The sequence below is a fragment of the Moraxella equi genome (genome assembly GCF_002027555.1).
In the GTDB taxonomy this organism is placed as follows: domain Bacteria; phylum Pseudomonadota; class Gammaproteobacteria; order Pseudomonadales; family Moraxellaceae; genus Moraxella; species Moraxella equi.
Genome location: NZ_MXAP01000150.1, coordinates 1 through 12,259, shown reverse-complemented (window position 1 = coordinate 12,259; position 12,259 = coordinate 1). Strand labels below are relative to the sequence as shown.

Genomic DNA, 12,259 nt, shown 5'->3' with positions numbered 1-12,259 from the left:
TTAAGTTCGGTTGGTATAATTCACGCAAGGCACAGTCAAGCAGGCTCTCATCTTTATCCAAAAATCCGCCCGCCAACGCATACAGCCCACGCCCATACTCGCCCCCACGCTCGATAAGTAGCACATGACCTGCCTGCACCACCAACGCATCTGCCGTTACAAATACAGGCGGATATGGGGCAGGCTCCCACGCCTTTTGATAATCTAAGACATGGCGGTATTCACGTTGCAGATGAGTAAAATCGTCCGTTTGGGCAAATTTTTGTAAAAAAGCCACGCTCGGGGCAGGCAGTTTATCTTGCCAATCATCGCCATTTTTTAGGCGTTCATCTAAAAAATACGCCCGTCTTAGCGGTGTGGCGGACAGATTTTCAAAACTGGGCAGATCAACAAAACCCCAATCAGGAAATAACGACAAATAATACGAACTGTCGTCTTTGGTATGTCCGATGATACCAATCTTGGCGGGTTCGTTTTGCGTGATGAATGAGACCGCTTGTTGGACGTTTTGTAGCCATTTATGGTCATTATAGAGCGTATCATCAATGGGTATACAAATAATCCGCTCGCTGTCGGCTTTGTCATTATCAAAGGCTTTTAAAATCATGCTTTCACGCTCATCAAAGCTAAACGGATTTTTAATGGTGCGTGGGCTATTTGCCGAACCGATAAGCATGATGACGGTTTTGGCACGGTTTAGGGCTTCACGCACGACAAATTCATGCCCATGATGAAACGGCTGAAACCGCCCGATAAACACCAAATAATCAAATTGAGCCATGTTAAATCCTATTATTTAAAAAATTAGACTTGATAAAAGCGATTATGTTATCATAAAAGCATAAATTTTTTATCTTTATTATTGAGTTTTTACCATGAGTGATTTGCAAAACGAACCATTAAACAGTAACATCATCATCACGCCGAACGCCCAGGACTATCTGGCAGAACTGCTTGCCAAGCAGGAAGTGGACGGCATTGGCGTGCGTATTTTTGTGGAACACGCAGGCACACCCCGAGCCGAATGCTGTATGAGCTACTGCCAGCCCGATGAGATTGACGAAGACGATTTGCAAATTCCTTATGACAAATTTGTCGCTCACATTGACGCACCGAGCATTCCTTATCTGCATGATGCGGTGATTGATTATAACAAAGACCGTTTTGGCGGTCAGCTGACATTTAGAGCCCCCAACTCAAAAGTCCCCCAAGTGGGCGAAAATGCCAGCATTGAAGAGCGGATTACTTATGTCTTGCAATCTGAAATCAATCCCCAACTTGCCAGTCATGGCGGTCATGTGGAGCTTTTGGAAGTCATCGAAGATGATGCGGGCAAAACTGCCGTGCTAAAATTTGGCGGTGGCTGTCAAGGGTGCAGTGCGGTGGACGTTACCTTGCGTCAAGGCGTGGAAGTTCAGCTCAAACAACAAATTCCCGAACTGACCCAAGTCATTGACGAAACCGACCACACCAAAACCGAAAATGCATATTATAAATAATTGATTGATAATACAAAAGGGCATGGGTTTGCCCTTTTTAATACCCTGTCTTTTTTGATATTTAGCCTTTTAAAAGGTGTTGATTTTGGGCGAACGTAATTCACTCCCACACCCCAAAATACCAAATTTTAAAAATCAAAATGGATTATGTTAAATAAATTTACCTTAAAAAACGGCAACTTATCATTGCCGTTTTTACTCTAATGGTTAATGATCGCTTGGCACTTTATCCATGTCAATGTCGGGATTTTTGGTTAAGTGAATGATAGATAATATCAACCCACCCCAAACGATAGATAAAGCCACCACCATGACTGCTAATGCGGTACCGTTCATGCGTTTTCTCCTTCTATGGATTTATGCTGATGATGTGTGGCGTGAGCAGGTGCTTTTGTCAATAAGAATGAACCAAGTGCAAACACTGCCACCACACCCCAACCAAAGATAAGCTGAGTTGCCAAATCATAGCTGTCATAGCCCTTAGTAACCAGTGAAAACACGCTTAGCACCAACGCCACGATGAGCGAAATGGGCGTAACAATGGTCAGCATAAATGCCCAGCCCTTGCCCACTTTTACACTAGAAATGGCGTTGATGTGGTTCATGAGCTTATCCATGACAGGACGGTTGAACCACGTTACCCAAATAATGGACAAAATCGCCCCTGTTACCACGCCGATATTATTGGCAAAATGGTCAATCACGTCCACAAAGGTAATCGCCGTTTTGGTAGAAAACAGAGCCAATGAGATGAGAGCCGATACACCACCGACCACGCTAACCGCTTTTTTGTGCGACCAGCCGAATTTGTCCTTAACCGCTGAGATTGGTACTTGTAGGATACTTGCCATGGACGTAACACCCGCCACAAACAGCGAACCAAAAAACAAAATACCAATGAGCGTGCCAGCGTCGCCCATGTTAGAGATGATTTTTGGAAAAGCGATGAACGCCAAGCCGATACCACCCGATACCACTTCTGATACAGGCACGCCCGACTGAGTTGCCATAAAGCCCAGCACCGAGAAAATGCCAATGCCTGCCATGACTTCAAACGATGAGTTGGCAAAACCCACCACCAATCCTGAGCCTGTCAAGTTGGCATTTTTCTTTAAATAAGATGCGTACGTTACCATAATCCCAAAGCCGATAGACATGGAGAAAAAGACGTGTCCGTAAGCGGCAAGCCAGACCTTAGGGTCAGCCATTTTTTCCCAGTTGGGGGTAAAAAAGGCATTTAGACCTGCGGACGCACCGTTTAGCTGTGCCGCTTGCACGACCATGATGGTAAACATGATAACAAGGAGCGGAATGCAGATTTTATTGGCAAGCTCCACGCCTTTTCGGATACCGCCATACATGATAAACAGCACCAACGCCCAGACGATAGCCACCCCGATAAACAGACTAGGCACAATGCCAAAATCTAGCCCCGAGCCATTTTGCAAATAATGCTCAAAGAAAAACGTCTGCGGGTCATCGCCCCACTGTTGCCCAAAGGCGTATAGGGTGTATTGCCCTGCCCATGACAACACGGACGCATAATAAATCCCGATGACGGTACACACCAGCACCTGCCACCAGCCCACGATTTCTTTTGATTTAATCATTCGCCGATAAGCGGTAGGTGGAGCTCCGTGGTATTTTTGCCCTGCGACATAATCCAAAAACAACAAGGGAAACCCTGCGGTTGCCAAAGCAATGAGATAGGGAATAAAAAACGCCCCACCACCATTTTCATAGGACACATAAGGAAAACGCCAAATGTTGCCCAAGCCTACCGCCGACCCAATCGCCGCCAAAATAAAGCCTGAGCGTGCCGACCAACTTTCTCGTTGTGTGGACATAATTGCTCCTTGTTAATGTTTTGGCAACTCCATTTAATGGGGAATTTACCCATTGTCATCTGTTATGCCAAATCTGTTAAATTTTGTAAAAATATTTTGTCCTGCATAGTTTGATTGAATCAATTAAAAAAGTCAAATAAATAAAAAAATAAAAACCCATAACAAAATATTATGGGTTAATAATAACATTTGTAAACCATATAATCAGCGAATCAGTCCACGCTTGCTATTTTGTAACGACTCGATAAACAACGCCACTTTTGGCTCATCCGCCACCCAAGTGGACAGCTCAGCAATCACGTCCGCCTTGATTTTGCCAGAACGAAACACTACGTCATAGGCTCTATCCAACATCTCAATGGTTTCTTTGCTCCACCCTTTTCGTCTCATGCCTTCTTTGTTTAGCCCATGCACTGTGGATGGGTTGCCCGATACGGTGGTAAAGGCACAGACATCTTTTAAAATCAGGCTCGCCCCACCAATCATCGCATAATCATCAATCCGACAAAATTGGTGTACACCCGTCTGACCACCAACAATCACATAATTACCAATATGAGCATGACCTGCCACACCCACGTTATTGGCAAGCACGTTGTGATCGCCCACCATACAGTCGTGAGCGATGTGGGTGTTTACCATAAATAGGTTGTTGTTGCCAATCTTGGTCAAATTACCACCGTCTGCCGTGCCACGATGAAAGGTACAAGACTCACGAATGGTATTATCATCGCCCACTTCCAGGTAAGTGGTTTCGCCTGTAAATTTTAAATCTTGCGGTATCTCGCCAATGCTGGCAAATTGAAAAATGGTATTACGCTTGCCAATCGTGGTATTATCGCCCACGATGACGTGCGATTTTAACATGGTGTCCTCGCCAATCGTGGTATTTTTGCCCACAATACAATACGCCCCAATCACAACGGTTGGGTGTATGACAGCACTCGGGTCAATAATGGCGGTTGGATGTATATTCATGACGCTATCCACTTAGTCCAGCTTTTGACGGGCAATCATAATCTCAGCACTGCACGCCAGTTTGCCGTCCACATGAGCAGTACATTCAAATTTATAAATCTCACGCTTGGCGGTAACAAGCTTTGAGCGAATCACCAATGTATCGCCTGTGCTGACAAGCTTTTTAAAACGCACTTTGTCCACGCCTGCAAACAGATATAAATAGCCGTCTTCGGACGATTGCCCTGCACTGACAAACCCCAAAATACCCGACAACTGTGCCATCGCCTCCACCATAAGCACCCCTGGCATGACAGGATTATCAGGAAAATGGCCGTTAAACAGCTCTTCGTTAATCGTGATGTTTTTATAGCCCGTAATCCAGTTGTCCGCCGACACTGCCGTAACACGGTCAATGAGCATAAAAGGATAACGATGGGGCAGATACCGTTTAATAACAGGATAACCAAATGGCAAGGTCAAGTTTTGAGCCGTTAGGCGTTCGTGGTCACCATCGGTCATCAGTTCCAGGTCTAGGGTAGAATTTGTCATGAATGCGTCCGTTTAAATAAAATCACTTTTGCCCACTTTGGCGAAACTTAATAGTTGCCCGACGCCAATCTTGGGTAGGCATGGCGGTCGTGCCTGATGAGTACGAGCCTGCTTTGTCAATGCTTTGGGCGACAAAGGTTCTGCCTGTCAAGGTTGTGCCGTCTGCAATGGTCAAATGCCCGCTAATGCCCACACCGCCCCCGATGATACAGCCTGCCCCAATGTGCGTACTGCCTGCCACGCCTGTCATGGACGCAATCGCCGTGCCACGCCCGATATGAACGTTATGAGCGATTTGCACCAAATTATCAATAATCACGTCATCGCCAATCACGGTATCGCCCACCGCACCCCTATCAATGCAAGTATTGGCACCGATACGCACACGATGACCGATGATAACACGCCCAAGCTGGTGGATTTTTTGCCAAGACAGTCCGTCCACTCCCATTTTTGGAGCAAAGCCAAAACCATCCGAGCCGATACTGGCATGGGCATGAATCTCTACATCATCGCCAATCACACAGTGATGAGCGATACTAACGTGCGAACCAATCTGACAATCATCGCCAATTTGCACAAAATCGCCAATGACGGCATACGCCCCAATTTTGGCATTTTTACCAATGGTGGCAGTGGGTGAGATGATGGCAGTAGAGTGAATCCCGTTATCAGTTTGATAATCAAATAAGCCACTGACAGACGCATACGCCAAATACGCATCTTTAACAAGGATAACAGTGGTATCGGACAAAGCGGGCAGTTTGTCGGCAAATCGCTCCGACACCAGCACCACACCTGCACAAGTTCCCACCAAATCAGGCAGATAACTTGCCTTTGCCAAAAATGCCAAACTGTCCTTATCAGCATCTGCCAAATCCGACACACGGCTAATCGACACATGGCGATTTGCCAAGCCGTCTTTATTTAACACCACTTGGCAACGCTCAATGGCATGGATAAGTTTATCCAAATCAATCATGATTAGAATACGCTACCGATTTGAAATTGGACTTTTTCTGTTTGGTCGCCTTCTTTGGCATTCAACGGCTTAGCATAACTCAAAGAGATTGGACCAATTGGAGTGTACCACGTCACGCCCGCACCCACGCTATAACGCAGCTCTTTATCCTGTTCGATATAAGTTAGGTTGTTATTGCTTACGCCCACTTCTGGTAAATTCACCAATTCCTTATCAAGCTTAGTGGTATCAAATACTTGACCTGCATCAAAGAATAACACAGGACGCACTTGGCCTGCCCAGTCGCCTTTAAATGGCACTGGTAAGATGAGCTCCGCCCCAAAAGTCGCCAATGCATTACCACCCACTTCTTCGCCACGGGTTGCACCTGCCTGATTTGCACGTGCATAATGACGGGACAATGGACCTAGTGATGACCCCTCAAACCCACGCACTGAGCCATAACCACCAGCATAGAAATTCTCATAAAATGGCAGGTTATTGCCATAACCCAGACGAGCATGGCCACGCAGTACCGTACCTTTCCATAATGGGTAATAGGCGTTTAGGCGGTAGCTGACTTTTTGGAACGTGTCATCACCAAACCCTAGGTTAAGATCAACGTTATGGCTCACACCTTTGGTTGGGAATACTGGTTTGTCCAAGCTAGAATAGCTCCATCCAAGCACTCCACCATACGTAGTATAATCATTGGTAAAGCTGACACCGTTAGTATCAATATCCGCCTTACCACCATCTTCTAACAGCTGTTTGACGTTAGAGATGCCCATCCACTGACCGCCACGCACTTTGGTTTTGTCAATGGTAAGACCACCACTAATACGCTGTTTTTCATCAATGGGATAACCATAAATTAAGCTCCCCCCATAAGAATCCAATACATAGTTGGAGATATTTTTATCATCATATTTGGTCTTACGGTAGTAAGCATTAACACTTTGGGAAACACCATTGACGGTAAAATAAGGGTCAGTCATGCCTAGGCTGTAATTATCACGGGTCTCTGAACGGCTAAATGACATATTAGCACGGTTGCCCGTTCCCATAAAGTTGGATTGAGATAAATCCACTTGGAAGGTCATACCGCCACTTTGAGAATAACCCGCGGCAATGGTTGATGAGCCCGATGGTTGTTCTTCGACCACATAATTAACATCCACTTGGTCGGGACTGTTTGGTACAGGTTTGACATCAACTTTAACATCTTTAAAAAAGCCCGTTCTCATCAGTCTGGCACGAGACAGCTGAATCTTTTGGTTGGATGCGAGTGACCCCTCCAACTGACGCATTTCACGACGCAACACTTCGTCTTTGGTTTTTAGATTGCCAGTAAAATTGATGCGACGAACATAAACAGGACGCACAGGATCGATATAATAATCTACATCAACGGTACGCGTCTCATCATCAATGCGTGAGATAGGGCGAATTTGGGCGTAATAATAACCATCATCACCAAATTTATTAGTGATATCAGTAGTGGTTGCATCCAATTCTTTTTGTGAATAAGTGCCACCCTCTTTAAACTTCACCAGCTCATTTAGCTCATCGGTACTATATGTTGGATTGCCCAAAAACTGGGTTTGTCCAAATTTATACTGATCACCTTCATCAATGGTTGTTTCAATAAAGACTTTCTTTTTCTCATCATCGATGTTTAGGGTTGCATTATCAACATTGACACGCACAAAGCCATCATTTAAGTATTTGGCTTTGACATTTTCTAGACTGGCATTTAGTTTTTCTTGACTATAACGGTCGGCTTTGGACAGCGGATTCCATTTTTTATCCTTGACCACGAACTCATCTTTTAACTCTTCATCACTAAAATGCTCATTCCCGATAATATTAATATCCACAACTTTGGCGGGCTTACCTTCAACAAAGTTAATGTCTAGCTTAACGCGGTTGCCGTCTAGCTCGGTCTGTTTAACTTCAATGTCGGCATTATAATAACCCTGTGAGATGTACTGGTTTTCAAGCTCACTCTCCAAGGTCTGTATGGTTGCTTGCTTTAGCACATTACCAACCGCAAGTCCCGTACTCTCCAAGCCTTGCTTTAAGCCATCATCAGGGATAAGTTTATTGCCATCAAAATTTAATTCAGCGATAATCGGACGCTCCACCACGTGAAACACGATACGCCCATCCTTAACATCTGCCTGTACATTTGAGAACTGCTCGGTAGCATACAAGGCACGAATACTGTCTGCCAACGCATCTGAGGTGAGTACCTGACCTGCTCTTAATGGCAGAGCCATCTCCAAACTTTGCGGAGTGACTCGGTTTAGTCCATCAAAAGAAATACTACTGACCATGTCATCAGCATAAGCAGTAGTCGCCATGACCATCATCACTGAGGCGGTTAGGGTTTTAGTCAAAAAAGAAGAAGTACGCATAATAAAGTTCACTCAAAATCACTCAACTCATCAGCAATAACATCAAAAAGCTCTGTTACAAGTGTATATTGATGATGATTGAATATGACAAAATGCAAATTAATTTAAAAATATGGTGTAAGTTAAGCTAAAAAAGCAAATTTGGCAAGTAAAATTCGCATTTTTTGCAAAATTTTCTGTAAATATTAAGGAATTTTTGCCAAAAAACCTTTTTAACCAAACATTCTGCTAATATCATTACCAATGGCTAGCACCATGAAACCAAACAACAATAACATGCCCACTTGTAGCCCTGCCATTTGTAATCGCTCACTCATGGGCTTACCCCGAATCAGCTCATAAGCATAAAATACCAAATGCCCCCCGTCCAGCACAGGTATCGGCAACAGATTTAGCACGGCAAGCGACAGACTAATCAGTCCTGCTGTGGATAGCACCTGCTCCCAGCCCATTTGGATACTGTCTTTTGACACTTCGGCAATGGTAATCGGGCCCGATAAGTTGTCAAGCCCTATCAGCCCTGTTATCATCTTACTCATGGATTTCACGGTCATCACGGACAAATCATAAGTCTTGATAAAGGATTTTTGTAGGGCTTCTAATGGCGTATGGTTTACCGTCATTTTGTAATCATCGGGAACGGTGATTTTAGTCTCTTGCACCCTTGCTCCAATTTGTCCAACCGTGCGATTATCCACCTTGACCGCTCGGGGCATGACCTTGATGTCCATGTTTTGCCCGTCTCGGACAATGCCAAACGTGAGCGATTTTTCGGGATTATTTTGGATAATTTCGGTGGCAGACAGCCAATCGTTTATCTCTTTGCCGTCAATATGGGCAATCCTATCGCCTGCTTTTAGCCCCATTAACGCCCCTGCTCCGTCAGCGGTGAGCGAGCCTATCACAGGCGGTATGTCAGGTCGCCAAGGCAACGCGCCAAGAGCGGTGAGTGGGTCTTTGCCCTTGTCCGCCCCTTGCATAAAGTCATTGACCTGCACGCTGTATTTGCCCTTATCGGTCGCCACAACCACCGCCCCACGCTCGCCCATGCGGTCAGCTAGGGCAAAATTCACACTCTCCCATGTGGGCGTGTCTTTGCCATCAATGGCGTGTATCGTCTCGCCCACCATAAGTCCGCTCGCTTGGGCAGGGCTATCACTCATAATCCGTCCGATTTTGGTCGATAACTGCTCGCTTGGCTGTAAAAATAGCACAAAAAACAGCCCAATGGCGATGATAAAATTCATCAAAGGCCCTGCCACCACAATGGCAATTTTCTTTAAGGGGTGCTGATCGTTAAACGCCAAATGTCGCTCATGCTCGGCAACGTCCCCTTCTCGCTCGTCCAGCATTTTAACATATCCGCCAAGCGGTATCGCACAAATGCGATAATCTATGCCCGTTTTGGGACTTGTCCAGCCAAACAGCCGAGTGCCAAAACCGATAGAATAAGTCAACACCTTCACACCGCACAGCCGTGCCACGATATAATGTCCCCACTCGTGCAAGGCGACAAGGGGCGTTAGGACAAGCAAGGCGGATAAAAATAAATATAAAGCAGTCATGCTTTTTGGGCTCTCTTAATTTTTGGGCGGTGTATTCGCCACGACATTTACCGATTTTTGAAATATGGTTAAATGATAAATTTTAATCAATACAAGGATTTGGTTTAAAAATTTTGGATAGTTAGGTAAATTTGGGCGAATAAATCACCCCTACGCATTTTAATTTAAAAAATACATTTTAATTTAAAAAAATCATGTAAAATCAATCCGTTAATTTTCTTAAATAAACATCCGTCCTATCTCGCACCCGTTTATCCAACGCCAAAATCTCGTCCAACTCATCAAAATGCCTGCCAAATTCCGCCCCTAGCTCATCGTCATTTAGCACACGCTCCACCGTGTCGGCGATGTCGGTCAGGCGAATGCGACCGTCCAAAAATGCCGATACCGCCACCTCATTAGACGCATTTAGGGCGATACACGCCCCACCGCCTGTCTGTATGGCATGACGGGCAAGCGTTAGGGATTTAAATTTATCCTTATCAGGGCGGATAAATTCCAAGGCGGATATGTCAAATAAATTCAAAGACTTAGCACCGCTCTCCATGCGGTCAGGGTACGCAAGTGCATGAGCAATGGGCGTTCTCATGTCAGGCGTACCGAGCTGTGCCAAGATAGAGCCGTCCACATATTCTGCCATGGAGTGAATGATACTTTGGGGGTGAATGGCGATGTCAATTTGGCTTTCGGACAAATTGAACAAATGACACGCTTCAATCAGCTCCAAGCCTTTATTCATCATAGTGTTAGAATCCACCGTGATTTTGCTCCCCATGTTCCAGTTGGGGTGCTTGACCGCTTGGGCGACTGTGGCGTTTTTCATGTCATCATAAGATTTGTGTAAAAATCCACCACCGCTTGCGGTCAGCCACAATTTTTTTATGCCAAACTCGGTGCGATGAATGGCGGTATTGTCGTCTTGCACCGCCTTTGGCAAGCATTGAAAAATGGCGTTATGCTCGCTGTCAATGGGTAAAATGACAGCGTTGTGCGTGCGTGCGGTGTTCATAACCAACTCGCCTGCCATGACAAGGCTTTCTTTGTTGGCAAGTAGCACCGTCTGCCCTGCCCGAACCGCCGACAAGGTAGAGCCAAGCCCTGCCGAGCCGACAATGCCTGCCACGACTTTGCCCGCCTCTTTATCGCTTGCCAACTCCGCCAAACCATCTTGACCGCCCACCACGTCAATCGCAAGATTCGCCGACTTTAAACGCTTGGCAAATTCATCCACCTTATCAGATGGCACACCGACACGGCTTGGGCGAAACTCCACGCACAAATCAAAGAGCTTATCCAAGCGACCAAAGCCCGATAAAGCGTACACAGGCAACCCTGCTAGGCGTGCGATGTCAAGCGTACTGTCGCCGATTGAGCCTGTTGCTCCAAGGACTGTTAATGGTACTGTCAATGCCGTCATCACAAAAGCCCCTTTAAGTCGCCAAGAGCAGGCAATACACCCAAATACACGAGCACCAAGACCCCAAGAGCAAACACAGGCGTTGCCGACAGCAAACTATCAATGCGATCAAGCACACCGCCATGCCCTGGCAGAATGGTGCCAGAGTCCTTAATCCCTGCTCGGCGTTTTAGCATGGATTCAAACAAATCGCCAAGCACACTTGCCAGTACCGTAAGGCCCGATAAGCCCAAAAAGGCAACAAGTGCCACCGTGTCAAGTTTTAGCCCAAAGCCCACGCCCACCGCCACAAGGCTTGCCGTGATGATACCGCCAATCAGCCCTTCTATGGATTTATTGGGCGAGACGTTGGGGGCAAGTTTGCGTTTGCCAAGTTTACGCCCAACAAAATACGCCCCACTATCGGCACACCACACCAAAAGAAACACATACATGAGCCACCAAGGCGACACTTGCCATAGACTATACATGGCGGTAATGCTGGCGGTCAAGATGACAATCCCCATAAAAAACAAGCGTTTGCCGTACCATTTTTCTTGGGCGGGATAAACAAGCACCCATTTGGTTGCCATAAGCCATATCCCAAAAGACAGCACCCACCACACCACCCAAGAGACAGGCACAAAAATACTGACAAGCGTAACCACAAGCATCAGAGCGATAAACTGAGCAGGCTGTTTGCGTTTTGGCATGAGTTTTGTCCACTCATGGGACGCAATGAGCGTACCGACCGTCAAAAGTGGCAAAAACAAAAAGGGTTGACGACTGGCGAACATCGCTACGCCCACGATAATCACAAGTACGATTGCGGTTTTTATTCGTTGCCACATAGTTTTGCCTTTTTATTATAGGTTTAAAATTTTCATTGATACATTGTCAATCAATGCCACTTATAGCGATTTGTAGGAGCGAATTGCAATTCGCCCTGCGTTAAATCTTGATAGCCAAGTATGAGTTCATCTTGATATTGACAAATCTAAAATAAATATTAAAAATCTTTAATTTAAAATACCATAAATTTGGTACGTAATACGCACCTTT

11 protein-coding genes are annotated in these 12,259 nt (G+C 45.6%); 1 reads left to right on the top strand and 10 read right to left on the bottom strand.

The genetic code is table 11. The annotated features are described in order from the left end of the window. Positions 1-781 (bottom strand): bifunctional nicotinamide-nucleotide adenylyltransferase/Nudix hydroxylase (locus B5J93_RS12280; protein WP_079326635.1); only part of this gene is annotated, 781 nt, incomplete at its 3' end. Positions 782-875: 94 nt separating this feature from the next. Here B5J93_RS12280 and nfuA point away from each other — a divergent pair. Continuing rightward, positions 876-1,499 carry a Fe-S biogenesis protein NfuA gene (gene nfuA / locus B5J93_RS12275; protein ID WP_079326634.1) on the top strand — a complete coding sequence of 208 codons (624 nt, stop codon included), beginning with the start codon at positions 876-878 and terminating at the stop codon, positions 1,497-1,499. A 207-nt stretch (positions 1,500-1,706) separates the two neighbouring features. On the opposite strand, the gene B5J93_RS12270 is transcribed toward nfuA, so the two are convergent. From B5J93_RS12270 to B5J93_RS12230, 9 genes are all read right to left on the bottom strand, one after another. Further along, positions 1,707-1,835, bottom strand: coding sequence for a methionine/alanine import family NSS transporter small subunit (locus B5J93_RS12270; protein WP_078274910.1), 129 nt, complete (start codon positions 1,833-1,835; stop codon positions 1,707-1,709). Then, positions 1,832-3,346, bottom strand: a complete 1,515-nt coding sequence (locus B5J93_RS12265; protein ID WP_079326633.1) for a sodium-dependent transporter — start codon at positions 3,344-3,346, stop codon at positions 1,832-1,834. Before B5J93_RS12265 ends, B5J93_RS12270 begins: the two co-directional genes overlap by 4 nt. 204 nt (positions 3,347-3,550) lie before the next feature. Beyond that, the gene (gene lpxA, locus B5J93_RS12260) at positions 3,551-4,324 is read right to left on the bottom strand and encodes an acyl-ACP--UDP-N-acetylglucosamine O-acyltransferase (RefSeq protein WP_079326636.1); all 774 of its coding nucleotides are present in this window, start codon (positions 4,322-4,324) and stop codon (positions 3,551-3,553) included. Between the two features lie 12 nt (positions 4,325-4,336). Beyond that, positions 4,337-4,825: a 3-hydroxyacyl-ACP dehydratase FabZ gene (fabZ, locus tag B5J93_RS12255; RefSeq protein ID WP_420811414.1), complete on the bottom strand. Its 489-nt coding sequence runs from the start codon at positions 4,823-4,825 to the stop codon at positions 4,337-4,339. Positions 4,826-4,877: 52 nt separating this feature from the next. Continuing rightward, positions 4,878-5,837 carry a UDP-3-O-(3-hydroxymyristoyl)glucosamine N-acyltransferase gene (gene lpxD, locus B5J93_RS12250; RefSeq protein WP_079326631.1) on the bottom strand — a complete coding sequence of 320 codons (960 nt, stop codon included), beginning with the start codon at positions 5,835-5,837 and terminating at the stop codon, positions 4,878-4,880. Positions 5,838-5,839: 2 nt separating this feature from the next. Beyond that, positions 5,840-8,236 (bottom strand): outer membrane protein assembly factor BamA, encoded by a 2,397-nt coding sequence (gene bamA, locus B5J93_RS12245; protein WP_079326630.1) that lies wholly within the window; start codon positions 8,234-8,236, stop codon positions 5,840-5,842. A gap of 212 nt (positions 8,237-8,448) precedes the next feature. Further along, positions 8,449-9,801 carry an RIP metalloprotease RseP gene (rseP, locus tag B5J93_RS12240; RefSeq protein WP_079326629.1) on the bottom strand — a complete coding sequence of 451 codons (1,353 nt, stop codon included), beginning with the start codon at positions 9,799-9,801 and terminating at the stop codon, positions 8,449-8,451. Between the two features lie 202 nt (positions 9,802-10,003). Further along, on the bottom strand, positions 10,004-11,218 hold the full coding sequence (gene dxr, locus B5J93_RS12235; protein WP_079326628.1) for a 1-deoxy-D-xylulose-5-phosphate reductoisomerase: 1,215 nt from the start codon (positions 11,216-11,218) through the stop codon (positions 10,004-10,006). Further along, entirely contained in the window at positions 11,218-12,048 is an 831-nt protein-coding gene (locus B5J93_RS12230; protein WP_079326627.1) for a phosphatidate cytidylyltransferase, read from the bottom strand. The genes dxr and B5J93_RS12230 overlap by 1 nt, the downstream gene beginning before the upstream one ends. Between the last annotated feature and the right edge of the window lie 211 nt (positions 12,049-12,259).

Excerpts from the sequence above, each read along its gene's own strand:
- nfuA (WP_079326634.1), top strand. The coding sequence starts at position 876 with ATGAGTGATTTGCAAAACGAACCATTAAACAGTAACATCATCATCACG.
- B5J93_RS12270 (WP_078274910.1), bottom strand. The coding sequence starts at position 1,835 with ATGAACGGTACCGCATTAGCAGTCATGGTGGTGGCTTTATCTATCGTT.
- B5J93_RS12265 (WP_079326633.1), bottom strand. The coding sequence starts at position 3,346 with ATGTCCACACAACGAGAAAGTTGGTCGGCACGCTCAGGCTTTATTTTG.
- lpxA (WP_079326636.1), bottom strand. The coding sequence starts at position 4,324 with ATGAATATACATCCAACCGCCATTATTGACCCGAGTGCTGTCATACAC.
- fabZ (WP_420811414.1), bottom strand. The coding sequence starts at position 4,825 with ATGACCGATGGTGACCACGAACGCCTAACGGCTCAAAACTTGACCTTG.
- lpxD (WP_079326631.1), bottom strand. The coding sequence starts at position 5,837 with ATGATTGATTTGGATAAACTTATCCATGCCATTGAGCGTTGCCAAGTG.
- bamA (WP_079326630.1), bottom strand. The coding sequence starts at position 8,236 with ATGCGTACTTCTTCTTTTTTGACTAAAACCCTAACCGCCTCAGTGATG.
- rseP (WP_079326629.1), bottom strand. The coding sequence starts at position 9,801 with ATGACTGCTTTATATTTATTTTTATCCGCCTTGCTTGTCCTAACGCCC.
- dxr (WP_079326628.1), bottom strand. The coding sequence starts at position 11,218 with ATGACGGCATTGACAGTACCATTAACAGTCCTTGGAGCAACAGGCTCA.
- B5J93_RS12230 (WP_079326627.1), bottom strand. The coding sequence starts at position 12,048 with ATGTGGCAACGAATAAAAACCGCAATCGTACTTGTGATTATCGTGGGC.